This window comes from Hylemonella sp. P2_B10, assembly GCF_056404875.1.
Window position 1 is genome coordinate 730,119 of sequence record NZ_JBFUDE010000001.1, and the last position, 22,526, is coordinate 752,644.

General features: G+C 66.2%; 20 protein-coding genes. 4 read left to right on the top strand and 16 right to left on the bottom strand.

Annotated elements, in window-relative coordinates:
• Genes AC1DX2_RS03540 through scpA form a run of 4 tightly spaced genes read right to left on the bottom strand, consistent with a single transcriptional unit; the run spans window position 1 to window position 5,079 of the window.
• Window positions 1-297 carry a helix-hairpin-helix domain-containing protein gene (locus AC1DX2_RS03540; protein WP_477194904.1) on the bottom strand — a complete coding sequence of 99 codons (297 nt, stop codon included), beginning with the start codon at window positions 295-297 and terminating at the stop codon, window positions 1-3.
• Between the two features lie 19 nt (window positions 298-316).
• Window positions 317-1,849: an acyl-CoA carboxylase subunit beta gene (locus AC1DX2_RS03545; RefSeq protein WP_477194905.1), complete on the bottom strand. Its 1,533-nt coding sequence runs from the start codon at window positions 1,847-1,849 to the stop codon at window positions 317-319.
• A 42-nt stretch (window positions 1,850-1,891) separates the two neighbouring features.
• On the bottom strand, window positions 1,892-2,902 hold the full coding sequence (gene meaB, locus AC1DX2_RS03550) for a methylmalonyl Co-A mutase-associated GTPase MeaB (RefSeq protein WP_477194906.1): 1,011 nt from the start codon (window positions 2,900-2,902) through the stop codon (window positions 1,892-1,894).
• On the bottom strand, window positions 2,902-5,079 hold the full coding sequence (gene scpA / locus AC1DX2_RS03555) for a methylmalonyl-CoA mutase (RefSeq protein ID WP_477194907.1): 2,178 nt from the start codon (window positions 5,077-5,079) through the stop codon (window positions 2,902-2,904). The genes meaB and scpA overlap by 1 nt, the downstream gene beginning before the upstream one ends.
• A gap of 139 nt (window positions 5,080-5,218) precedes the next feature.
• On the opposite strand from scpA, the gene AC1DX2_RS03560 reads away from it, so the two are divergent.
• Window positions 5,219-5,869 carry a GntR family transcriptional regulator gene (locus AC1DX2_RS03560; RefSeq protein WP_477194908.1) on the top strand — a complete coding sequence of 217 codons (651 nt, stop codon included), beginning with the start codon at window positions 5,219-5,221 and terminating at the stop codon, window positions 5,867-5,869.
• A gap of 281 nt (window positions 5,870-6,150) precedes the next feature.
• Here AC1DX2_RS03560 and AC1DX2_RS03565 read toward each other — a convergent pair whose 3' ends face one another.
• The 6 genes from AC1DX2_RS03565 to AC1DX2_RS03590 all read right to left on the bottom strand — a co-directional run bounded on the left by AC1DX2_RS03565 (window position 6,151) and on the right by AC1DX2_RS03590 (window position 15,250).
• Window positions 6,151-6,798: a pyridoxamine 5'-phosphate oxidase family protein gene (locus tag AC1DX2_RS03565; RefSeq protein WP_477194909.1), complete on the bottom strand. Its 648-nt coding sequence runs from the start codon at window positions 6,796-6,798 to the stop codon at window positions 6,151-6,153.
• 99 nt (window positions 6,799-6,897) lie between these two features.
• Window positions 6,898-7,938, bottom strand: a complete 1,041-nt coding sequence (locus AC1DX2_RS03570; protein ID WP_477194910.1) for a hypothetical protein — start codon at window positions 7,936-7,938, stop codon at window positions 6,898-6,900.
• 88 nt (window positions 7,939-8,026) lie between these two features.
• Entirely contained in the window at window positions 8,027-8,512 is a 486-nt protein-coding gene (locus tag AC1DX2_RS03575) for a GNAT family N-acetyltransferase (RefSeq protein WP_477194911.1), read from the bottom strand.
• The gene (locus AC1DX2_RS03580) at window positions 8,509-8,784 is read right to left on the bottom strand and encodes a DUF2277 domain-containing protein (RefSeq protein WP_477194912.1); all 276 of its coding nucleotides are present in this window, start codon (window positions 8,782-8,784) and stop codon (window positions 8,509-8,511) included. Before AC1DX2_RS03580 ends, AC1DX2_RS03575 begins: the two co-directional genes overlap by 4 nt.
• Window positions 8,785-8,826: 42 nt before the next feature.
• The gene (dnaE, locus tag AC1DX2_RS03585) at window positions 8,827-12,342 is read right to left on the bottom strand and encodes a DNA polymerase III subunit alpha (RefSeq protein WP_477194913.1); all 3,516 of its coding nucleotides are present in this window, start codon (window positions 12,340-12,342) and stop codon (window positions 8,827-8,829) included.
• 28 nt (window positions 12,343-12,370) lie between these two features.
• The gene (locus AC1DX2_RS03590; RefSeq protein WP_477194914.1) at window positions 12,371-15,250 is read right to left on the bottom strand and encodes an ATP-binding protein; all 2,880 of its coding nucleotides are present in this window, start codon (window positions 15,248-15,250) and stop codon (window positions 12,371-12,373) included.
• A gap of 95 nt (window positions 15,251-15,345) precedes the next feature.
• On the opposite strand from AC1DX2_RS03590, the gene AC1DX2_RS03595 reads away from it, so the two are divergent.
• On the top strand, window positions 15,346-16,089 hold the full coding sequence (locus AC1DX2_RS03595; protein WP_477195753.1) for a sulfurtransferase: 744 nt from the start codon (window positions 15,346-15,348) through the stop codon (window positions 16,087-16,089).
• Window positions 16,090-16,126: 37 nt separating this feature from the next.
• On the opposite strand, the gene AC1DX2_RS03600 is transcribed toward AC1DX2_RS03595, so the two are convergent.
• The 6 genes from AC1DX2_RS03600 to AC1DX2_RS03625 all read right to left on the bottom strand — a co-directional run bounded on the left by AC1DX2_RS03600 (window position 16,127) and on the right by AC1DX2_RS03625 (window position 20,336).
• Window positions 16,127-17,059 carry a pyridoxal-phosphate dependent enzyme gene (locus tag AC1DX2_RS03600; RefSeq protein WP_477194915.1) on the bottom strand — a complete coding sequence of 311 codons (933 nt, stop codon included), beginning with the start codon at window positions 17,057-17,059 and terminating at the stop codon, window positions 16,127-16,129.
• Between the two features lie 21 nt (window positions 17,060-17,080).
• Window positions 17,081-17,962, bottom strand: a complete 882-nt coding sequence (locus AC1DX2_RS03605; protein ID WP_477194916.1) for a pirin family protein — start codon at window positions 17,960-17,962, stop codon at window positions 17,081-17,083.
• A gap of 7 nt (window positions 17,963-17,969) precedes the next feature.
• Entirely contained in the window at window positions 17,970-18,377 is a 408-nt protein-coding gene (locus AC1DX2_RS03610) for an OsmC family protein (RefSeq protein WP_477195754.1), read from the bottom strand.
• A 102-nt stretch (window positions 18,378-18,479) separates the two neighbouring features.
• Window positions 18,480-19,040, bottom strand: coding sequence for a flavodoxin family protein (locus tag AC1DX2_RS03615; RefSeq protein ID WP_477194917.1), 561 nt, complete (start codon window positions 19,038-19,040; stop codon window positions 18,480-18,482).
• 130 nt (window positions 19,041-19,170) lie between these two features.
• Complete coding sequence (locus tag AC1DX2_RS03620; RefSeq protein WP_477194918.1) at window positions 19,171-19,584, bottom strand: DoxX family protein; 414 nt, start codon at window positions 19,582-19,584, stop codon at window positions 19,171-19,173.
• Window positions 19,585-19,634: 50 nt separating this feature from the next.
• A complete protein-coding gene (locus AC1DX2_RS03625) occupies window positions 19,635-20,336 on the bottom strand; it encodes a pirin family protein (RefSeq protein ID WP_477194919.1) in 702 nt (233 codons plus the stop codon).
• Between the two features lie 130 nt (window positions 20,337-20,466).
• Between AC1DX2_RS03625 and AC1DX2_RS03630 the strand changes: the two genes are divergently transcribed.
• Together AC1DX2_RS03630 and AC1DX2_RS03635 are read left to right on the top strand one after the other, a co-directional pair.
• A complete protein-coding gene (locus AC1DX2_RS03630; RefSeq protein ID WP_477194920.1) occupies window positions 20,467-21,411 on the top strand; it encodes a LysR substrate-binding domain-containing protein in 945 nt (314 codons plus the stop codon).
• A 101-nt stretch (window positions 21,412-21,512) separates the two neighbouring features.
• Window positions 21,513-22,520 carry an NAD(P)/FAD-dependent oxidoreductase gene (locus tag AC1DX2_RS03635; RefSeq protein WP_477195755.1) on the top strand — a complete coding sequence of 336 codons (1,008 nt, stop codon included), beginning with the start codon at window positions 21,513-21,515 and terminating at the stop codon, window positions 22,518-22,520.
• Window positions 22,521-22,526: the final 6 nt, after the last annotated feature.

A 22,526-nucleotide genomic window follows, 5' to 3' on the forward strand; every position in this document is an offset into this window, starting at 1 on the left:
TCATTTTCCAGCTTCTTTCTTGAGCATCTTCTTGCGCTGCTCGGTAAAGTCCCACCACGGCTGCTTAGGCCCACCGTTCATGAATTTCTTCGCGGCCAGGAAGGTGTCCAGCACGCAGGGGTCATGCCGCTCGCCCATGGGGGTGCGCAGCATGTTGTAGGCCTGCATCGGGTCCATCTTCTTCACATCGGCTGGCGTGTGAATGCCCAAACCGCGCAAATCTTCCGCCATCGACACACCGATGTTCGGGATGTCGGTCAGCTTCTTTGCTTGAATGGCGGTTTCAGCTTTGGCCATATAGCTCAGCCCTTCCCTGTCACAGTGGGATGTTGCCGTGCTTGCGCCACGGGTTGTCCAGCTTCTTGTCGCGCAGCATCACCAGGCTGCGGCAGATGCGCTTGCGGGTTTCGTGCGGCAGGATCACGTCGTCGATGAAGCCACGCGCGCCGGCCACGAAGGGGTTGGCAAAGCGGGCCTTGTATTCGGCCTCCTTGGCGGCCAGCTTGGCCGGGTCGCCCTTGTCTTCACGGAAGATGATTTCCACCGCGCCCTTGGCGCCCATCACCGCGATCTCGGCGTTCGGCCAGGCGAAGTTGACGTCGCCACGCAGGTGCTTGGACGACATCACGTCATAGGCGCCGCCATAGGCTTTGCGGGTGATGACGGTGATCTTGGGCACGGTGCACTCGGCATAGGCATACAGCAGCTTGGCGCCGTGCTTGATGATGCCGCCGTACTCTTGCGAGGTGCCGGGCATGAAGCCGGGCACGTCCACAAACGTCACCACCGGGATGTTGAAGGCATCGCAAAAGCGCACGAAGCGCGCCGCCTTGATGGAGCTCTTGATGTCCAGGCAGCCCGCCAGCACCAGCGGCTGGTTGGCCACGATGCCCACCGACTGGCCTTCCATGCGGGCGAAGCCGATGATGATGTTCTTGGCGTACTCGGGTTGCAGCTCGAAGAAGTCGCCGTCGTCCACCGTCTTGGTGATCAGCTCCTTCATGTCGTAGGGCTTGTTGGGGTTGTCGGGCACCAGCGTGTCCAGCGACATGTCCATGCGCTCGGCCGGGTCGCCGCTCTTGCGCACCGGGGCTTTCTCGCGGTTGTTCAACGGCAGGTAGTTGTACAGGCGGCGCAGCATCAGCAGCGCTTCCACGTCGCTGTCAAACGCCAGGTCGGCCACGCCGCTCCTGCTGGTGTGGGTCACCGCACCGCCCAGCTCCTCGGCCGTCACCTCTTCGTGCGTGACCGTCTTCACCACCTCGGGGCCGGTGACGAACATGTAGCTGCTGTCCTTGACCATGAAGATGAAGTCGGTCATGGCCGGCGAATACACCGCGCCACCAGCGCAGGGGCCCATGATCATGCTGATCTGCGGCACCACGCCGCTGGCCATCACATTGCGCTGGAACACATCCGCATAGCCGCCCAGCGAGGCCACGCCTTCCTGGATGCGGGCGCCGCCCGAGTCGTTCAGGCCGATCACCGGCGCGCCCACCTTCATCGCCTGGTCCATCACCTTGCAGATCTTCTCGGCATGCGCCTCGCTCAGCGCACCGCCGAACACGGTGAAGTCCTGGCTGAAGACGAACACCAGCCGGCCGTTGATCATGCCGTAGCCGGTGACCACGCCGTCACCGGGGATCTTGTTGGCCTCCATGCCAAAGTCCACGCAGCGGTGCTCGACGAACATGTCCCACTCTTCGAACGTGCCCTCGTCCAGCAGCAGCTCCAGCCGCTCGCGCGCGGTCAGCTTGCCCTTCTTGTGCTGCGCGTCGATGCGCTTTTGCCCACCGCCCAGGTGCGCCAGCGCGCGCTTGGCTTCCAGTTGTTCCAGGATGTCGTGCATGAGGTGTCCTAAATTACCTTATTGGGGTCAGAGTCGAATTTTCTACGGCCCGCCGGCCTGTGCCGCCAGCAGCTGCCGCGCGGCGGTGGATGCCGCCAGCGTACCGGCCAGCACCTGGGCCTTCATTTGCGGCAGCAGCAGCTGCACCTGCGGGTGGTGCTGGAAGGCTTGCTTCAGCCCGGCGTCCACACGTTCCCACATCCAGCCCAGCGCCTGTTGCTGGCGGCGTGCGGCCAGCTTGCCATTGGCGGTTTGCACCTGTCGGTACTGTTGCACGGCAGCCCAGAAAGCATCCACACCCTGGCCGTGCAGGGCGCTGAGCTGCTGCACCTGGGGGCGCCAGATGGCTGCATTGTGGTGCGCGTGGTCGGGGTGGCCGTGCAGGCCGAACAAGCGCAGCGCGCTGGTGATCTGTGCCCGCGCCCGCGTGGCGGCATCCGGGTCCAGGTCGGCCTTGTTGATGACCACCAGGTCGGCCAGCTCCATCACGCCCTTCTTGATGGCCTGCAGGTCGTCGCCGGCGTTGGGCAACTGCATCAGCACGAACATGTCTGTCATGCCGGCCACGGCGATCTCGCTCTGGCCCACGCCCACGGTCTCGACGATGACCACGTCATACCCCGCCGCCTCGCACACCAGCATGGCCTCGCGCGTCTTCTCGGCCACGCCGCCCAGCGTGCCGCTGCTCGGGCTGGGGCGGATGTAGGCCTGTGGATGGACCGACAGCTTTTCCATGCGCGTCTTGTCACCCAGGATGGAGCCGCCGGAGACGGTGCTGGACGGGTCGATGGTCAGCACCGCCACGCGGTGGCCCTGCGCGATCAGGTGCAGGCCCAGTGCCTCGATGAAGGTGCTCTTGCCCACGCCGGGCACACCGCTGATGCCCAAGCGAAACGACTTGCCGGTGTGCGGCAGCAGCGCGGTCAGCAGCGCATCCGCCTCCGTGCGGTGGTCATCGCGCGTGGACTCCAGCAGCGTGATGGCCTTGGCGATGGCGCGGCGCTGGGTGGCGGCATTACCCGCCAACACCTGGCTCACCCACTCAGGGGACATCAGGCAATCGCCTTCTTGATTTGTTCCAGCACATCCTTGGCGCTGGCGGGTATGGGGGTGCCTGGGCCGTAGATGCCTTTCACGCCTGCCTCGTACAACATCTCGTAGTCCTGGCGCGGAATCACGCCGCCGACGAACACGATGATGTCGTCCGCGCCCTGCTTCTTCAGCTCGGCAATGATGGCGGGCACAAGGGTCTTGTGGCCGGCGGCCAGCGTGCTGACGCCCACCGCATGCACGTCGTTCTCGATCGCCTGACGCGCGCATTCCTCGGGCGTCTGGAACAGCGGCCCCATGTCCACGTCGAACCCCAGGTCGGCAAAGGCGGTGGCCACCACCTTGGCACCCCGGTCGTGGCCGTCCTGGCCCAGCTTGGAGATCATCACGCGGGGCCGGCGGCCCTGGGCGGCGGCGAAGTCGTTGATCTCGGTCTTCAGTTGTTCCCAGCCCTCGGCCGAGTCGTAAGCTGCTGCGTACACGCCGGTCACCTTTTGTGTGTCGGCGCGGTGGCGCCCGAATGATGCTTCCAACGCGTCGCTGATCTCGCCCACCGTGGCCCGCAGGCGCACGGCCTGGATGGACAGGTCCAGCAGGTTGCCCTCGCCACTCTCTGCGGCGGCGGTCAAAGCAGCCAATGCCGCCTGCACCTTGGCGGTATCGCGCTTGGCCCTGATGCTGTTCAGCCGTGCGATCTGGCCGTCGCGCACCGCCACGTTGTCGATGTCGCGCGCCTCGATGGCGTCCTCGGTCTTCAGCTTGTACTTGTTGACGCCAACGATGACGTCCTTGCCCGAGTCGATGCGCGCCTGCTTCTCGGCAGCGGCGGCCTCGATCTTCAGCTTGGCCCAGCCGCTGTCCACGGCCTTGGTCATGCCGCCCATGGCTTCGACTTCTTCGATGATGGCCCAGGCGGCGTCGGCCATGTCCTGGGTCAGCTTTTCCATCATGTAGCTGCCGGCCCAGGGGTCGATGACGTTGGTGATGTGCGTCTCTTCCTGGATGATGAGCTGCGTGTTGCGCGCGATGCGGGCGCTGAACTCGGTGGGCAGCGCAATCGCCTCGTCGAACGAATTGGTGTGCAGGCTTTGCGTGCCGCCGAACACCGCCGCCATCGCCTCGATGGTGGTGCGCACCACGTTGTTGTACGGGTCCTGCTCGGTCAGCGACCAGCCAGAGGTCTGGCAGTGCGTGCGCAGCATCAAGCTCTTGGGCGCCTTGGCGTCAAAGCCCTTCATGATGCGGCACCACAGCAGGCGGGCGGCACGCATCTTGGCCACTTCCAGGTAGAAGTTCATGCCGATGGCCCAGAAGAAACTCAGGCGGCCGGCAAAATCGTCCACGTCCATGCCCTTGGCAATGGCGGTCTTCACATACTCCTTGCCGTCGGCCAGCGTGAAGGCCAGCTCCAGCGCCTGGTTGGCCCCCGCTTCCTGCATGTGGTAACCGGAGATGGAGATCGAGTTGAACTTGGGCATGTGCTGCGCCGTGTACTCGATGATGTCGCCGATGATGCGCATGCTGGGCGCCGGCGGGTAGATGTAGGTGTTGCGGACCATGAACTCCTTCAGAATGTCGTTCTGAATGGTTCCGCTTAAGCTTTCCTGGCTGACGCCCTGCTCTTCCGCCGCCACCACGTAGCCGGCCAGCACCGGCAGCACGGCGCCGTTCATGGTCATGGAGACCGAGACCTTGTCCAGCGGGATCTGGTCGAACAGGATCTTCATGTCCTCCACGCTGTCGATCGCCACGCCGGCCTTGCCGACATCGCCGGTGACGCGCGGGTGGTCGGAGTCGTAGCCCCGGTGCGTGGCCAGGTCGAACGCCACCGACACGCCTTGCCCACCGGCGGCCAGCGCCTTGCGGTAGAAGGCGTTGGACTCTTCCGCCGTCGAAAAACCCGCGTACTGCCGGATCGTCCACGGCCGCACCGCGTACATGGTGGCCTGGGGGCCGCGCAGGTAGGGCTCGAAACCGGGCAGCGTATGGGTGTAGGGCAGGTCTTTGGTGTCGTCGGCGGTGTACAGCGCCTTGACGCGGATGCCATCGGGCGTCAGCCAGTTCAGCGCCTGCACGTCGCCACCGGGCGCGGACTTGGCGGCGGCACGCTGCCAGGCTTCCGGCGAGCCAAGGTTGAAGTCTGGCCAGCCGGTGGCTGGGGGTTTCTGCGAGTCGCTCATAAGAGGTGCTGGAAGCTCACTGGCTGGAGGGCATTCTTGCCGTTCCCGGTGCGTTTGTCGAACCGGGCGGGGATGGTTAGGATTCTACATTATTTATAATTATTGATGCAAAATGAGGTTTGACCGTACAATCCACGCCATGAACGCCGTTGTCTCCCTGTCCCCGCGCGCCCTTTACGAAGAGGTGGCGGAGCAACTGCGCCAGCGCATCTTCAGCCGCGACCTGGTGCCGGGCAGTTGGATAGACGAGATGAAGATCGCGCAGGACTGGGGCATCAGCCGCACACCGCTGCGCGAAGCCCTGAAGGTGCTGGCCGCCGAGGGCCTGGTGACCATGAAGGTGCGCCGCGGCGCCTATGTGACCGAGGTGTCCGAGCAGGACCTGTCAGACGTCTACCACCTGTTGAGCCTGCTGGAAAGCGACGCCGCCGGCGTGGTGGCGGCGCAAGCGACAGCACAGCAGTTGGCCGACTTGCAAGCCCTGCACGAAGAGCTGGAAAGCCACGCCCGCCCCGGCCACGAAGACCGCGACCGTTTTTTTGCCGCCAACGAGCGCTTCCACATGGCCTTGCTGCACATCGCCAACAACCGCTGGCGCGACCAGATGGTGGCCGACCTGCGCAAGGTGATGAAGCTGAACCGCCACAACTCGCTGCTGAAGTCTGGGCGCATCCAGGAATCGCTGCAGGAACACCGGGCGCTGATGCAGGCCATCACCCAGCGCGATGCTGCCGCCGCCATGGCGCGCATGCAACAGCACTTCAAGAACGGCCTGAACGCGGCTGTCTAAGTTGGGTTGCAGGATCAGGCCGCCACGGCACTCAGCTCCGCGGCTGTCCCCCGGGCCTTCGGCCCTCCTCCTTGATGCCGCTGCGCTGAATGCCATGACGACCTGATCCTGCGAACGTGATTGGCGTGCCGGTGCTCAGACCTTCCGGCTTCGCGCCGGCCAATTGACCCGATGTCGCTGGGGCGTGTGGCGGAGCGGAATCAAGGAGGAGGCCCGAAGGGCCGGGGGACATCCGCGTAGCCACGCGCACCAGTGACGTCGGCAGCCAGCGGTAGCAGCCGTCAATACAAGGTGGAGCGTTGCCGGGCCGGCAATTCGCGGTCGTACTGCTCGCCATCAATGGCTGCATCGGTCAACGCGGCCAGCATGGCCCCTGGCGTGGGCACGCCAGCAGGTCTGCCCTCCCCCACCGGCTGCCACAGCTTGGAACGCTGCAAGGCCCGCGCGCACTGGAAGAACACGGTGTCCACCGCGATGCGCAGCACACACTGCGGCGGCTTGCCTTCCATGGCCAGACGCTGCAACAGCGCGGGGTCGGTGCTGATGCTGGCGCGGCCGTTGATGCGCAGCGTTTCACCCACACCCGGCACCAGGAACAGCAGCGCCACGTGCGGGTCGGCCAGGATGTTGCGCAGGCTGTCGATGCGGTTGTTGCCACGGCGCTCGGGCAGCAGCAGCGTCTTGTCGTCTTCCACCACCACGAAGCCGGGTGGGTCGCCGCGCGGCGAGGCGTCCAGCCCGTCCGGGCCTACCGTGGCCAGCATGGCGAAGGGCGAGGCCTCGATCAGTGCGCGGTAGGTGGGGTGGATGTAGGGCACTTCCTTTTTCAACGAGGCCTCGCCCACGGCGCCGAACAGGGTTTGCAACTGCTCAAGCGTGGTGATGGTGTGCGGCTTGGTAGGCGCGTCGGTGGCGGTGGCTGTGGTCATGGGCATGGCGGCAAAGGTCGGGCGGTGAAAAGGTATGCCGCCCATTGTCCTTGATGGCCAGGCCGCATTGGGCCCACGATGTGAGCCCTGCCCAGGCCGTCAGCGCGCCTTGGCCAGTTCGTCCACCATGGCGTCAATGGCCTCGCGGATCAGCGCCTGGTAGGTGTTGCGGTAGGCCTCCTCGCTTGTTGCCTTCACAGCGGCAGTGCCAGCGCGCTCGCTGTTGCCGTTCAGCAAGCCGGACAGCATGTTCATGCCAGTCTGCCTGTCTTTTTCTGCTTCCGGCATGGTGTCGCGCATCTCGAAGATGTTGGTGGCGGCCAGCAACGGCTCCTTCAGGTACACGGCGCCGGTGTGCCCCCTGCGCTTGCTGGCGCTATAGGTGCGCGCGCCCTCGCTGGTGACGATCTGTATCTGCGTTTCTTCCGGGAAAAGCACTGGCATGGGCTCTATGCCAGCCTTCGCGCTGGTGCCGGCAAAAATGCGCAGCGCACCGTTCTTGGTGGCCGATACGGTGCCAAAGCTGGCCAGCACATGCACGTCCAGCAGCGCCACGCCCATGGCCTTGGCCAACTCGCCCTGCTGGCTGCCTATGGCATGGTTCTGCACCTCGGTGCGCTGCTGGAAGTCGCCACGCGCGATGCCGGACTGGAAGTAGGCCTTCATGCCTTGTGGCGCCACGATGTGGCTGATCTGCTTGCCGCCCTCCATCAGCTTTTCGTCCTCCACCATCCAGGGCGAGGGCTTGCCGTACTTGGCGTCCAGCGCCTGGAACAGGGGCTGCGCCGCCAGCTGCGCCGGCTCCACCACTTCGAAGCCGGCCTTCTGCAAGGCAGCCACGGTGTCAGCATAGGCCTGTTGCGTGATGGCCTGGCGCGTTTCCGGGCTGAGGCCTTCCAGCACGGCCGTCATGCGTGCCGTGTTCCTGCCGGAGCGCCCTTCGCCATACAGCTGCGTGTAGAACTCGACACCAAAGCGGTCGATGGCGACCCGTTTGCTGCCCTTGATGGCGCTCAGGTTATCGGTGCCCAGGTTGGGCGCGGCCAGCGCGGCAGGGCAGCCGGCGACGCCCAGCGTGAACAGCGCGGCCAACGCCAAGGCGCGCGACAGCGCGGGAGCGGTGAGGTGGGAGAACTGCATGACGTCCTTTTTATTGCAGGCCACACAGCTGCCGGGATTGGCGGCACTGGCCTTACAGGAACTACGCAGGGCCATGAGCGCAAAAGGCTCAGTTGGTTGGCGGATGCCACTCCATCTCACGCGGATTCGAGGCGAAGCCGAAGCGCTCGTACAAGCGGCGGCCATCGTCCGTGGCGTGTAGCCAGACCTTGCCATACCCTTTGGCACGGGCATGGGCCATCAGCGGCTCCAGCACCTGTGCCGAGATACCCCTTCGCCGGTAGTCCGACAGCGTGAACATGTTCAGCACATAGGCCTCCAGCCCCGAGAGGTTGCCGGGGTAAGGCGGGCGACGGAACTCCACCAGGGTGCCGGTGGCGACGATGCGGCCATCCACTTCGGCCACCCAGGTCCTGGCGCCGCCGCTGCGCAGCGCGTCGCGGAAGAAAACTTCAGTGACCTCCCGGTCGCGCGGGTCGGGCATGGCACCCAGGCTGGGGCCGACCTCGGCGAACATCTGCAGACGCAGTTCCACCAGTTGCGGGATGTCGGCTTCCAGGGCTTCGCGAATCAACATCTGGGCGCGCTTTGTCACGGCGCGGTTCCAAAGCGCGCCGCCGAGCGCTCCTTGGCGCGCTGCGCCTCCACTTCGCGGTCGCGTGGCTGGGCGTGGGTGGTCAGCGAGGCCAGCAGTGCTTGTGCCACGCGGCTCACCTCGTCCACCGCCTGTTCAAACGCGGCCTCGTTGGCCTTGGACGGCACGGAAAAGCCGCTGAGCTTTCGCACGAACTGCAAGGAAGCGGCGCGGATTTCCTGCTCGGTGGCCGGCGGCTCGAAATTGAACAAGGTCTTGATGCTGCGGCACATCGCTGTCTGTCCCTCTTTCTTTCCTGCAAGGCGCCGGGGCGCTCACTCGTAAATGATCTGCGCCTTGCCCTGGTCGGCCTGCGCCATCCAGCCGGCCAGCGCGGCGTCGCTGGGGAAGAACTTGGCCTCCTCACCCAGCTGCAACTCGGCCAGTGCGTTGCCCTCGCCGCCCTCGCAAAACAGCGACAGGCGCACGTTGAGCCCGCGCACCAGCTCGCCCTGCTCCGTCATCTCGCGCTTGGCCGGAAACTGCTTGACCAGCCGCGCCACGTCGGGCTTGCGGCCGTTCACCGCCACCCGCAGGAACTTGCCGAAGCGGCAGCGCGCGGTGGCCAGGTCCCACACTTGGTTGACGACAAAGCGGAAGCCGCCCGAGAAGCGGTCCGGCTGCATCTTGCCCATCACCACCACGAACTCGTCGTCCTTCAGCAGGTTGCGGTTGGCGTTGATCAAGGCCTCGTCGGCGGTGGTCTCTATGGCGTCTGACTTGTCGTCCAGTTTGAAGATGGCCAGCTTGCCGCGCTGCCCGTTGATGACGCGCAGGTCGCTGATGATGCCGGCCAGCAGTTGCGGCTCGCGGGTGTCGATCAGCTCGTCGATCTGGCGCTTGACGAAGCGGCGCACCTCCAGCGCCACCTCGTCGAACAGGTGGCCGGACAGGTAGAAGCCGACGGCGGTCTTCTCCAAGGTGAGGCGCTCCTTCACGCCCCAGGGCATGGCCTGCACCAGCTCGGGTTCCTGGCTGCTGGAGCCGTGGTCGTCGTCGCCGCCGCCCATGTCGAACAGGCCCACCTGGTTGGCATTGGCCTGGGCGGCGTTGGCGAAATCAAACGCCAGCTCCACCGAGGCCATCAACGAGGCGCGGTTCATCTGGATGGAGTCGAAGGCGCCGGCCTTGACCAGCGCCTCCACCGTGCGCTTGTTCAGGCGGCTGCGGTCCACCCGCTTGCAGAAGTTGAACAGGCTGGTGAAGGGGCCGGTCTCGCTGCCGCTGGGGCCGTCGCCACGGCCTTCGCGCGCAGCCACGATGGCGTCGATCGCCTGCTGGCCGGTGCCCTTGACGGCCCCCAGGCCGTAGCGGATCACCTTGTCGGAGATCGGCTCGAAGCGGTAGACGCCGCGGTTCACGTCCGGCGGCTCAAAGCGCATGCCCATCTTCTGGGCGTCCTCGAACAGCACCTTCAGCTTGTCGGTGTCGTCCATTTCCACCGTCATGTTGGCGCAGAAGAACTCCGAGGTGTAGTGCACCTTCAGCCAGGCGGTATGGTAGGCCAGCAGCGAGTAGGCGGCGGCGTGCGACTTGTTGAAGCCGTAGCCGGCGAACTTCTCCATCAGGTCGAACACCTCGTCGGCCTTGTCCTCGCTGATGTTGTTCTTGGCCGCGCCGGCGCGGAAGATGGCACGGTGCTCGGCCATCTCCTCGGCCTTCTTCTTGCCCATGGCGCGGCGCAGCATGTCGGCGCCGCCCAGCGAGTAGCCGCCCAGCACCTGGGCGGCCTGCATCACCTGCTCCTGGTAGACCATGATGCCGTAGGTCTCGGCCAGCACCGGCTCCAGCAGCGCGTGCGGGTACAGCACCTCGGAGCGGCCGTTCTTGCGGGCGCAGAAGTCCGGGATGTTCTCCATCGGGCCGGGGCGGAACATGGCGTTCAGCGCAAACAGGTCCTCCAGCCGCGTGGGCTTGGCGTCCTTCAGCATCTGCTGCATGCCGCGGCTTTCAAACTGGAACACCGCCTCGGTCTTGCCCTCGGAGAACAGCCGGTAAACGCGGGCGTCGTCCAGCGGCAGGTTTTCGAAGGCAAAGTCCTTCTGACCCGCATGGCGGGCAACGATCATGTCCTTGGCGATTTCCAGGATGGTCAGCGTGGCCAGACCCAAGAAGTCAAACTTCACCAGGCCGATCGCCTCGACATCGTCCTTGTCGTACTGGCTGACGGCCGAATCACTGCCGGGCTGCTGGTACAGCGGGCAGAAATCGGTCAGCTTGCCCGGCGCGATCAGCACGCCACCGGCGTGCATGCCGACGTTGCGCGTCATGCCTTCGAGCTTTTGCGCCAGCGCCAGCAGCGTCTTGACTTCGTCTTCCTTCTCCAGGCGCTCGGCCAGCAGGGGTTCCTGCTCCAACGCGTCGGCAATCGTGATGTGGGTGCCCGGCTTGTTCGGGATCAGCTTGCTGATGCCGTCGCAAAAGGTGTAGCTCATGTCCAGCACGCGGCCGACGTCGCGTATCGCGGCGCGCGCGGCCATGGTGCCGAAGGTGGCGATCTGGCTGACGGCGTTCTTGCCGTACTTCTGCTTCACGTAGTCGATCACGCGGTCGCGGTTGCCCTGGCAGAAGTCGATGTCGAAGTCGGGCATGGACACCCGCTCGGGGTTCAGGAAGCGCTCGAACAGCAGGTTGTACTGCAAGGGGTCCAGATCGGTGATCTTCAGCGCATAGGCCACCAGCGAACCGGCACCCGAGCCCCGGCCCGGCCCCACCGGGCAGCCGTTGTTCTTGGCCCAGTTGATGAAGTCGCCAACGATCAGGAAGTAGCCGGGAAAACCCATCTTCAGGATGGTGGCCAGCTCGAACTCCAGCCGCTGCTCGTACTCCGGCCGCTGTTTTTCACGCTCGGCCTCATTGGGGTAGCGGTGGACCAGCCGTTCCTTCAGGCCCTCGTGCGAGGCGTAGCGGAAATACTCCTCCGGCGACAGCTTGCGCCCATCGACCTCGGGCGTGGGGAAGTCCGGCAACTGCGGCTTGCCCAGCACCAGGGTGAGGTTGCAGCGCTTGGCGATCTCGGCGCTGTTGGCAACAGCCGAAGGCAGGTCGGCAAACAGCGCCTGCATCTGCGCGGCGCTCTTGAAATACTGCTCGCGGGTGAACTTGCGTACGCGCTTGGGGTTGCCCAGGATCTCGCCTTCGGAGATGCACACGCGGGCCTCATGCGCCTCGTAGTCGTCAACGGTGGCAAACTGCACCGGGTGCGTGGCCACCACCGGCAGGTGCAGGCGCGCGGCCAATTGCACGGCGGCCACCACATGGGCCTCGTCATCGGCGCGGCCGGCGCGTTGCAGTTCGATGTAGAAGCGGTGCGGGAAGACGGCCGCCAGTTGCAGCGCCACTTCACCGGCCCGGCTGGTGTCACCCTGCACCAGGGCCTGGCCTATCGGCCCAGCCTGGGCGCCTGACAGGGCGATCAGGCCCTCGTTCAACTCCTGCAGCCAGGCCAGCTTGCACACGGCCTGGTTCTTCACCACGTTTTGCGTCCAGGCGCGCGCCAGCAGCTCCGACAGGTTCAGGTAGCCCTGCTTGCCCTGCACCAGCAGCAGCATGCGCGACAGTGCCCCGGCATCGCTGCCCAGGCCTTCGAGGAAGATTTCCACCCCGATGATCGGCTTGACACCCTTGCCGCGTGCCTCTTTGTAGAACTTGATGGCGCCGTACAGGTTGTTCAGGTCGGTGATGGCCAGCGCGGGCTGGCCGTCCTGCGCGGCGGCCTTGACGGCCTCGTCAATGCGGTTGGTGCCGTCAACGACGGAAAACTCGGTGTGCAGGCGCAAATGGATGAACATGCAGCCATTGTAGGTTTAGGGAACCTCCCTAGCCCGGGTCTGCCGGCATCGGCTCCCCCACGCCAGGCGCCACCAGTGGCATGCGCAGCGTCACCTGCGTGCCTTCGCCCGGCGGGCTGCTGGCCGTCACGTCGCCGCCGAGCAACTGCGTGACGGCGTTGTGCACCAGGTGCAAGCCCAGGCCAGAGCCGCCCTGGCCAAAGCGGGTGGTGAAATAGGGGTCGAACACGCGCGGCAGATGCTCTGGCGGGATGCCCACACCATCGTCGGCCACGCACACCGTCAACCAGCCAGGGTCCGCCAGCGTGGCAGTGACGTGCACGGTGCCCTGCGCGCGGCCATGAAAGCCGTGCACCACGGCGTTTTCCACCACCCGGCGCAGGGCAGTGGTCAGCACTTCCGGGTAGCTGTCCAGCACCACATCTGCGGGCAAGGCCAACGCCAGCCGGTAGGGCTTGCCTTCCAGCAGCGGGCCGGTGGCATCGCGCAGCAGGTCGGCCACTTCGCCCAGATGGAAGCGGCGGCGCAGGCTGCCGGTGTGCTCGGACAACTGCCTGAAGCTGGCCACCAGGTCGGCGCTGCGCGTCAGGCTGCGCAGCGCCAACTCGCTGCCCATGCTGACGGCGGTGAGAAAGTTGTCGAACACCTGGCGTTTGAGGCCACCGTTGGCGGTGGCCTGCTGCACCTCCTGCAAGGCGCTGCGCAGCGACGTGATGGCCATCAAGCCATTGCCCAGCGGCGTGTTCAGCTCGTGCGCCACGCCGGCCACCAGCTTGCCCAAGGCGGCCAGTTTTTCCGACTGAAGCAGCCGCGCCTGGGCGTCGCGCAGCGCCTGCAGCGCCTGGTCGGCTTCCCGGCGGGCCTGTTCGGCCAGCGCATAGGCCGCGGCATTGTCCAAGGCGATGGCGGCATACGCGCACAGCGTGCGGAAAATGGACCGTTCGCGCTCGCCATAGGCGTTGGGCCGCTCCGACTGGATGGACATCACGCCCAGCAGGCGCTCGCCGATCAGCAGCGGCGAGAACAGCATGCTCAGCGTGGCCAGCGTGCCGGGCACACGGTTGGGGGTCTCGCTGCCAGTCGGCAGGTCGATGACGATGTCTTCGCGCGTGCGGGCGCAGCGCACGTTGTACGACAGCGGTTCGTCCATGGCGATGGTGTCCGTGGGCAGGGCCACGCCGCCTTCCATGCTGAACACGCCGCGCAGCGCCCGGCCGTCGGGCTCCAGCAAGTAGGCCTCGAAGGCGGTGGCGTCGATCAGCCGGTTGGCGTGGTGGTACAGCGCCGTGTACACCTGCTCGGCGTTCAGGCTGGCGGTGATATCGCGCCCCATCTGGCCCAGGGTTTCCAGGGTGGCGCTGGTTTGCAACAGCGAGACGGTGCGCTCCCTGGCGATCTTGGCCAGTTCACGGTGGTGGTCGGCCTCGGCGCGCGAGCGCTCGGTTTCATGACGTACGCGCATGGCGACGGCACGGTTGCGCGCTTCCAGCAGCCGGCTGTTGATCTGCGCCGCCCGGGCCGACTGGGCATATCGATAGGCGTTGCGGTAGTCGCCGCAGCCGGCGTGTGCCGCCGCCACCTCGTCCAGCACCTCGGCCGACACGCTGTAGCCGGAGATGCTGGCCGCCACCGCCAACGCCTGCTCCAGGTAGTGCAGCACCGCGTGTGGCGCGTCCATGCCTTCGGGCAGCGGCAGGCCGTGCTGGCGCACCAGGTCGGCACAGGCCCGCAAGGCGGCCAGTTGCTCGTCGGCCTTGCCGTGCTGGCGTGCCAGGGCCAGCGACGCCGTCACCCGTATGCTGGCCTGCTGCGCCTGGCCCAGGCGCGACAGGGCCGCTGCCTGGCCGCGCATGGCCACCATGCTCAGGATGGCTTCACCGAAGTGGCTGCCGATCTCCTGGTACTGGCGAAACAGGTCCAGTGCTTCCTCCGGGTTGTCCATGTCCAGCGCCAATTGGCCCAGGTAACCCAGGCAGATGGCGTAGTTGCGCGACGCCGCCAGCGGCTTCATCAACACCACCGCCTCGTGCAGCATGGCGTGGGCCTCGTCATGGCGGCCCAGCAGGCGCAACACGTTGCCAGTCTGTATCAGGGTGCTGCCCACCGTGCCGGGCCAGCCGGTGGCGCGGGCCAGCGTCATGGCGCGCTCATCCCACTCCAGCGCGGTGTCCAGGTCGCCCAGGATGGCGAAATTGTCGGCCGCATTGACGCCGGCAACGATGGCCTGGCGCAGCTGGCCACTTTCCTGCCCAGCCTGCCAGACCTGCAGGAAGGCGGTGATGCCGGCCCCGGGATCGGCCGTGTGCGCGCGCACAATGGCCTGGGTGCTGGCCACCCACACCCGAACCGAAGGGTCCAGGGACTCGCCACCGCCGCCGAAATGCCGGCTCAAGCCGTCACGGGCTGCGACGATGTCGCGAAAGCCGGTGACGAACAGCGCACGCGCCACCGCGGCATCGTGGCGCAGATTGTCGCCGGCTGCCGCATAGTTGCTCACCGCCTGCTGCAGACTCAGGTCGACCTGCTGGCGGTTGCCACGCTCATGCAGGATGGAGGCCAACAGCCAGTGGCCATCGCCCGCGCCAGCCAGGTCCCCAAGGTGCTCGAACGCATCCACGGCAGCCTGCGCCATGGAATGCGCCGCATCCAGCTCGGCAAACAGGCTTTTGATCTCGGCGCGCAGCAATTGCAGGCGGGCCTGGCAGCGGTGGGTTTCCGGGTCTTGCCCGCTGGCATGCGTGTCCAGCAAGGCTTGCGCCTCGTCGGCCAGCAGCAGCGCGCGAGCGCAGTCGCGCTGGCGCATGTGCCAGGCCAGCGCCGTCAGCGCCTGCAGGCGCGGCACGCCCGTCAGCGAAGGCGCGGCCAGCTGCAAGGCAGCCAGTTCGTCATCCAAAGCAAACAGCTTCATGCGCGTGGGATATCCAAAGCGGCCGGGTGGGGTGAAACCATCTTAGCGACTGGCGACAAGTCCTGCTTGCCGGGCACCTCTAAAATCTACCCGTGATGGATGAAAAACCGGTTTTGAACATCTCGTGCTACAAGTTTGTGCCGCTGCCTGATTGCGCCGCGCTGCGCGAGGACCTGCTGCCCAAAGCCCGCGCCCTGGGGCTGAAAGGCACCGTGCTGCTGGCCCATGAGGGCATCAACCTGTTCGTGGCCGGCCGCACTGAAGCGGTGCGCGAATTCGTGACCCACCTGCGCCAGGACCCACGCCTGGCCGATCTGGCGCCGAAGGAGAGCTGGTCGGCCAGCCAGCCGTTCAAGAAGCTGCTGGTCAAGGTCAAGCCCGAGATCATCCGCATGAACCACCCGACCATTCAGCCCGCCGCCGGCCGCGCGCCGGCGGTCGACGCACACACCGTCAAGCGCTGGCTGGACACTGGTGTGGACGACGCGGGCCGCCCGGTGGTGACGCTGGACACGCGCAATGCCTTCGAGGTGGACCACGGCACGTTCGAGGGCGCCATAGACTGGCGCATCCACAAATTCAGCGACTTCCCGCAGGCCTTGCTGGCGCACCAGGCGGAGCTGGCGGGCAAGACGGTGGTGAGCTTCTGCACCGGCGGCATACGCTGCGAGAAGGCCGCCATCTACATGCGCGAAGCCGGGCTGGACCATGTGTACCAGCTGGAAGGCGGCATCCTGAAGTATTTCGAGGAGACCGGCGGCGCGCACTACCGGGGCAACTGCTTCGTGTTCGACGAGCGTGAGGCGCTCAGCGCCGACCTGGCGGCGCTGAAGTCATAGCCCTGCCGTCCTGGCAGCGCTGAAACAAGGCCTGCGCCTACAACTGCGCAGCCCAGGCCTGCAACTGCGCCAGCGTGGCCGTGGCGCCACCACACACAATGACCAGGATGTTGCGGTAACCCGCGAACAGCTGCGGCACCTGTTGCAACGCCGCCAGTGAGGCGCCACAGGCCGGCTCCACCAGCACACGGTGCTGGTCCAGAAGATTCAGGCACGCGTTGACTGCGGCCTTGTCGCTGACTACCACGCTGCGCACAGGGTGTTGGCCTTGCGCCAGCAAGAATGCCTGCTCGCACACCTGGCGCGCGCCAAGCGAACTGGCAATGCTGGTGATCGCCGGCAGCGTGATGCGCGCTCCCGCCGCCAACGCCTGGGCCAGTGAATCCGCACCCTGGGTCTCCACCGCCAGCACCGGCACATCGCCCCAGCCCTGCTGGCGCAGCCCCTGCACCACGCCGCACAGCAGGCCGCCACCGCCGACCGACAGCACCACCGCATCGGGCTTCACCCCGGCCTGTGCCACCTCGGCCACCATGCTGGCATGGCCGGCCCACAGCAGCGGGTCGTCAAATGGGTGCAGGAAGGCGTCGTGTTCGCCGCGCAGTTCCAATGCCAGCGCATTGGCCTCCTGCCAGGAGGCGCCGTGCACACGCACGTCGGCGCCCTGCTGGCGTATCAGCGCCTTGGCGCGCTCGCTGGTGGTCTCGGGCACCACCACCAGCACCGGCGTGGCCAGCAGGCGCCCGGCATGCGCCACCGCCAGCCCGGCGTTGCCACCGGAAGAACAGATGAAACGCCGCGCGCCGCGTTGCACATAAGTCTGGCAGGCCAGGCCCATGCCGCGCAGCTTGAAGGAGCCGGACGGTTGCAAGGCTTCCATCTTCAGCCAGACGTTTTGGCCCGGCTGCCCCAGATGCTCGGCCAACGCGGGCGATGGCAGCAGCGGCGTCTCAATGTGCAGCGTGCGCACGGCGGGAACCCCTGCGCACATCTACTGGCGCGGCGGCGGCAACGGGATGAACTCGGTCTCGCCCGGCACCTGGCCCATGCGCTGGGCCTCCCAGTCGGCGCCGGCCTGCAGGATGCGCTCCTTGCTGCTGGAGACGAAGTTCCACGAAATGAAGCGGTGGCCGTCCATCGGGTCGCCCCCCAGCACCATGAGTTGTGCGGGTTGGGCGCCGGCCTGCAAGCGCACCGCCTGGCCGGACGTCAACACCGCCAGCGTCTGCGCGGCCACGGGCTGGCCGTCCACCTGCACCTCGCCCGACACCACGTACACCCCCAGTTCCTGCGCCAGCGGCGGCAGGTCCATGGCACCACCGGCGGGCAGGGCCACATCCAGGTAGGTGGTGTTGGCATGCGCCCCCACCGGCGAACTGTGGTCAAAGGCCTGGCCGATCAGCACGCGCACCTGCGCATCCTGCACCTGGAAGCTGGGGATCTGGCTGGAAGGCGTGTGCTCGAAGCGCGGCTCGGTCTCCTCGAGCGCCAGTGGCAGCGCCACCCACAGCTGGATGCCGTGGTTGACGTAGGTCTTGCCCTTCAGGTCTTCGGGCTGGCGCTCGGAATGCACGATGCCGCTGCCGGCCGTCATCCAGTTGATGGCACCAGCCTCGATGCGCTGCACCGAACCCAGGCTGTCGCGGTGCATGATGGCGCCCTCGAACAGGTAGGTGACGGTGGCCAGGCCGATGTGCGGGTGCGGCCGCACGTCGTGCCCATCGGTCTGCGGGTGCACGGTGACGGGGCCGAAATGGTCGAAGAAGATGAACGGCCCCACGCCCTGGCGCTTGGCTGAGGGCAGCAGACGGCGCACGATGAAGCCGCCGCCAAGATCTTTGTCGTGCCCCGTCAGTTCCAGGTCTATGCTCATGCTGGGTTCATACGTGTCGTTGCACGGACGTGCTGATCTCGGTGGTCACCACCGTCATCAGCTTGTGCACCGGGCACTTGCTGATGGCGACTTCCATTTCCTTGATCTGCTCGTCGGTGATGTGGCCGGTGACCCACAGGTTGGTGGCCAGCTTGTAGGTGCCGGCGCGCTCGGCGGAGTCGTCGCGCATCACCTCGGTGCGCACGTCGGCCAGTTTCCAGCCCTTCTTGTGCGCGTACCACATCGCGGTCAGTGCCTTGCAGGCGCCCAACGCGGCGTCATACAGGTCATGCGGGCTGGGGCCGGCGTCGCCGCCGCCCTCGCCCACGCTGCCGTCCACCAACATTTCGTGATGGCGTATGCGCAACAGCTGCGCCATTGGCTGGGCTGGGTCGCGCGTCAGTTCCACACTCATCATGGCTGCCTCCTGTGGGGAGATTGAGAAGGCGCCAGTCTAGCGCCAAGGGCCGATCAACACCAATTTGGCGAAATCAGCCTGTTCACCGAGGCACCAGGCTCAGCGCGCGCCCAGGCGCTCCGCCGTCTCGCGCACGCGCTGTCCGAATTGGCGCGCGGTCTCCAGGTCGCCCGGCAGCATCTCGGCCGGCGAAGCGTCGGAGGGCGACTGCGCCATCACGCCTATCGAGGAGCCCAGGTAATTCAAGTCGTTGCGCTGGGCTGCCTTGCTGTTGCTGGGCAGCATTCCGGTGCCGACCCAGACGGCGCCGTGCTGCATGGCCAGCGTGACCAGGTATTGCAGCGTGGACAGTTTGTCGCCATTGATGGTGGCGCTGTTGGTGAAGCCGGCAAACAGCTTGTCCTTCCAGCTGCGGCTGTACCAGGGCTTGCTGGAGGCATCGGCAAATTTCTTGAACTGCCAGCTCGGGCCGCCCATGTAGGTGGGCGAGCCCATGATGATGGCGTCGGCCGCAGCCAGCGTTTCCCAGCCGCCAGCCGGCAAATTGCCTTCGGCGTCAATGGCCACCAGTTCGGCGTTGGCGCCTTCGGCCACCGATTGCGCCACGCGCAGTGTGTGGCCGTAGCCGGAATGGAAAACAACGGCGATCTTCTTGGTCATGTCATGCATCCTTGAGTGCGGTCTAACGAGAGGGTAACTAACTAAAGAGGGAGAGAACGAAAGTTCCAAATACAGGAAAAGGCCCGCCGGGCGGGCCGATTCACTTCAGGCAGCGTCGGGCTGCGGTTGATCAGGCCTTGCCGCGCTTGGCATCGACGCTGAAGGCGCCGGCACCGTGGGCGGCCAGCACCAGCAGGCCACCGATGACGGCGATGTTCTTGAAGAACATCAGCTGGTTGACGAAGGCCTGGTCAGCCGGCATGGCCCAGTAGTTGTGGAAGAACACGCTGGCACCCAGTGTGAACACCGCCAGCACGACAGCGGCAATGCGGGTGCCAAAGCCCAGGATCAGCGCGGCCGAGCCCAGCAGCTCGACCACGATGGCGATGACCGCGCCCACCTCGGGCATGGGCAGGCCCTTGGAGGCGATGTAGCCGGCGGTGCCGGCAAAGCCGGTCAGCTTGCTGAAGCCCGCGGGCAGGAACAGCAGCGACAGCAGCAGGCGGCCGACCAGGGTCAGCGGATTGGACAGATTTGCAAACATGGTGAAACTCCTAGTTGAATTGAAAAAACGAGAAAAAACCTTGCCTGGCCTCAGGCGGTCAGATCGAACACCAGCACCTCGGCATCCTTGCCGTTGGCCAGCGTCAGCTGGGACTCGGCTTGCAGCAGTGCGGCGTCACCGCCAACCAGCTTTTGGCCGTTAACGTCCAGTTCGCCGCGCACCAGGTGCACATAGCCTTTGCGTGCCGGGTCCAGCGCGATCTGCGCCGCCTCGGCGCCATCAAACAGGCCTGCGTACAGCCTGGCGTCGGCATGCACGGTGACGGAGCCCTTGGCGCCATCGGGCGAGGCCACCAGGCGCAGTGCACCGCGCTTTTCAGCGTCGGCAAAGCTTTTTTGCTCGTAGCCGGGGGCGATGCCATTCTCAGAAGGCTCGATCCAGATCTGCAGGAAGTGCGTCACGTCCTGGGGCGCGTGGTTGAACTCGCTGTGCTGCACGCCAGTGCCGGCGCTCATGCGCTGCACGTCGCCGGGCGGGATGCCCTTGACGTTGCCCAGCGTGTCCTTGTGCGCCAGGTTGCCGGACAGCACGTAGCTGATGATCTCCATGTCGCGGTGGCCATGGGTGCCAAAGCCCGAGCCGGGGGTGATGCGGTCCTCGTTGATGACCCGCAGGTTGCCCCAACCCATGTGCTTCGGGTCAAAGTAACCGGCGAAGGAAAAGCTGTGAAACGACTTCAGCCAGCCGTGGTCGGCGTAGCCACGCTCCCCGGATTTGCGCAGTGTCAGCATGTTGAACTCCTTTCCATCGTTGGCAGACAACGTGTCTGCGATGGGATGAACTTTAGGCGTCGGCAGCCCATTTGCGATGCTGCGGCTTTGATGGCATCATTCAATTAATTTGAATATAACCAGGTCGTATATGCAAACAACCAGAGATGTCTTAACGCCTGACGCCTTGCAGATGCTGCAAGTCATCGCCGAGGCCGGCAGCTTTGCCGCCGCCGCCCGCCAGCTCAACCTGGTGCCCAGCGCGCTGACCTACCGGGTGCGCCAGATCGAGGACGCGCTGGACGTCCTGCTGTACGACCGCAGCTCGCGCCAGGCGCGCCTGACCGAGGCCGGCGCCGAGCTGTTGCGCGAAGGTGGGCGGCTGCTGCGCGAGATTGACGCCGTGGCCAACCGTGTCAAACGTGTGGCCACCGGCTGGGAGTCGCAGCTGACCCTGGCCATCGACACCGTGATCTCCCTCAACACGGTGATGGAGCTGTGCGACAGCTTCTTCAGCCAGGACCCGCCCACCCGCATACGCCTGCGCGTCGAGGCACTGTCGGGCACGCTGGAGGCGCTGACCTCGGGCCAGGCCGACCTGGCGCTGGGCGTGGCGCTGGACACCGCCAGCAGCGCTGGCGTGCAAGGCAAGCCACTGGGCCACATGACCTTTGTCTACGTGGTGGCGCCGCACCACCCATTGGCCGGCGCCCCCGAGCCGCTGAGCGACGAGCAGATCGTCAGCCACCGCGCGGTGGCGGTGGCCGACTCCACGCAACGCGGCACCGCCATGACGGTGGGCCTGCTGAGCGGCCAGAACGTGTTCACCGTGGCCACCATGCACGCCAAGCTGGATGCGCAGCTGCGCGGACTGGGCGGCGGCTTCCTGCCCGAGGCCATGGTGCAACCCTATGTGGAGAACGGCCACCTGGTGGTCAAGCGCACCGATCGCCCGGTGCGGCAGGTGAAAATCAGCTACGCCTGGCGTGCCGGCACCACCAACAAGCCAGGGCGCGCCTTGCAATGGTGGCTCAAGCAGTTGGAAAGCCCGGCCACGCGCAGGGCCTTGCTGGAAGAACATCGCAGCCCGCAGTGAGCCGCCCGCAGACCCGTGTACAGTGTGCACATGACAGACAGACAAGCCTGGAGACGCATTTGAGCACTGAAGCCAGACACATCGCGGTGGTGGGTGCGGGCATGGCGGGCATTGCCTGCGCGCGCACGTTGATGCAGGCCGGCCATCGGGTCACGGTCTTTGAGAAAAGCGAAGGCGTGGGCGGCCGCATGGCCACGCGCAACAGCAATTTCGGTGGTTTCGACCACGGTGCCCAGTACTTCACCGTGCGCGACCCGCGCTTTGCCCAGGCCCTGGCCACCGCGCCCGGCCTGTGCAAGCCCTGGAGCGCCAACACCGTGCGCGTGCTGGACGCGGCAGGCCGGGTGGCCGCCGCCGGCCTGCCGGCGCGCGAACCGCACTGGGTGCCCACGCCGGGCATGAGCGCGCTGGTCAGCCGCTGGGCGCTGCCGCTGGCCATCGCCCACGAGGTGGAACTGGAAACCAGCGTCACCGCGCTGGAGCCCGACGCGCTGGACGCGCGGCACTGGCAATTGCGCACCGCCGGCCCGTTGCAGACACAACGCGTGTTCTCCGGCTTGGACGCCGTGGTGCTGGCGTTGCCACCGGCCCAGGCGGCGGAACTGCTGCGGGCCACCCCAGGGGCGCCCGCCGCGCTGGCCAAGGCGGCGGCCGGTGTGGAGGTGGCCCCTTGCTGGACGCTGATGCTGGCTTTTCCGCAGGCCATGCAGCCGGGCCTGTCCTCACTGGGGCCGCAATGGAACGCGGCGCGCAGCAACCACCACCGCATCGCCTGGCTGGCGCGCGAGGCATCCAAGCCCGGGCGCGATCCGGTCGAGCGCTGGACCGTGCAGGCCAGCGCCGCCTGGTCGGCCGAGCACCTGGACGACAGCCCGCTGCGCGTGCAGGCCAAGCTGCACAAGGCCTTCTCAGAGATCACCGGCATACGCGCAGAGCCGGCGCAGGCCGTGACGCACCGCTGGCGCTATGCGCAAACCACCAAGCCGCTGGGCCAGAGCCACCTGTGGCACGCCGGCAGTGGCCTGGGCCTGTGCGGCGACTGGTGCCTGGGGCACCGGGTGGAAAACGCCTTTGTCTCCGGCCTGGAACTGGCGCTGGCGATGCTCTGAGCGGGT

What these genes read in the sequence shown, in the direction of transcription:
- AC1DX2_RS03625 (WP_477194919.1), bottom strand. Translation starts at nt 20,336, where the DNA reads ATGCTGACACTGCGCAAATCCGGGGAGCGTGGCTACGCCGACCACGGC.
- AC1DX2_RS03560 (WP_477194908.1), top strand. Translation starts at nt 5,219, where the DNA reads ATGAACGCCGTTGTCTCCCTGTCCCCGCGCGCCCTTTACGAAGAGGTG.
- AC1DX2_RS03615 (WP_477194917.1), bottom strand. Translation starts at nt 19,040, where the DNA reads ATGACCAAGAAGATCGCCGTTGTTTTCCATTCCGGCTACGGCCACACA.
- AC1DX2_RS03545 (WP_477194905.1), bottom strand. Translation starts at nt 1,849, where the DNA reads ATGCACGACATCCTGGAACAACTGGAAGCCAAGCGCGCGCTGGCGCAC.
- AC1DX2_RS03595 (WP_477195753.1), top strand. Translation starts at nt 15,346, where the DNA reads ATGGATGAAAAACCGGTTTTGAACATCTCGTGCTACAAGTTTGTGCCG.
- AC1DX2_RS03635 (WP_477195755.1), top strand. Translation starts at nt 21,513, where the DNA reads ATGGCGGGCATTGCCTGCGCGCGCACGTTGATGCAGGCCGGCCATCGG.
- AC1DX2_RS03630 (WP_477194920.1), top strand. Translation starts at nt 20,467, where the DNA reads ATGCAAACAACCAGAGATGTCTTAACGCCTGACGCCTTGCAGATGCTG.
- AC1DX2_RS03605 (WP_477194916.1), bottom strand. Translation starts at nt 17,962, where the DNA reads ATGAGCATAGACCTGGAACTGACGGGGCACGACAAAGATCTTGGCGGC.
- AC1DX2_RS03540 (WP_477194904.1), bottom strand. Translation starts at nt 297, where the DNA reads ATGGCCAAAGCTGAAACCGCCATTCAAGCAAAGAAGCTGACCGACATC.
- AC1DX2_RS03590 (WP_477194914.1), bottom strand. Translation starts at nt 15,250, where the DNA reads ATGAAGCTGTTTGCTTTGGATGACGAACTGGCTGCCTTGCAGCTGGCC.
- dnaE (WP_477194913.1), bottom strand. Translation starts at nt 12,342, where the DNA reads ATGTTCATCCATTTGCGCCTGCACACCGAGTTTTCCGTCGTTGACGGC.
- meaB (WP_477194906.1), bottom strand. Translation starts at nt 2,902, where the DNA reads ATGTCCCCTGAGTGGGTGAGCCAGGTGTTGGCGGGTAATGCCGCCACC.
- scpA (WP_477194907.1), bottom strand. Translation starts at nt 5,079, where the DNA reads ATGAGCGACTCGCAGAAACCCCCAGCCACCGGCTGGCCAGACTTCAAC.
- AC1DX2_RS03620 (WP_477194918.1), bottom strand. Translation starts at nt 19,584, where the DNA reads ATGTTTGCAAATCTGTCCAATCCGCTGACCCTGGTCGGCCGCCTGCTG.
- AC1DX2_RS03610 (WP_477195754.1), bottom strand. Translation starts at nt 18,377, where the DNA reads ATGAGTGTGGAACTGACGCGCGACCCAGCCCAGCCAATGGCGCAGCTG.
- AC1DX2_RS03565 (WP_477194909.1), bottom strand. Translation starts at nt 6,798, where the DNA reads ATGACCACAGCCACCGCCACCGACGCGCCTACCAAGCCGCACACCATC.
- AC1DX2_RS03570 (WP_477194910.1), bottom strand. Translation starts at nt 7,938, where the DNA reads ATGCAGTTCTCCCACCTCACCGCTCCCGCGCTGTCGCGCGCCTTGGCG.
- AC1DX2_RS03580 (WP_477194912.1), bottom strand. Translation starts at nt 8,784, where the DNA reads ATGTGCCGCAGCATCAAGACCTTGTTCAATTTCGAGCCGCCGGCCACC.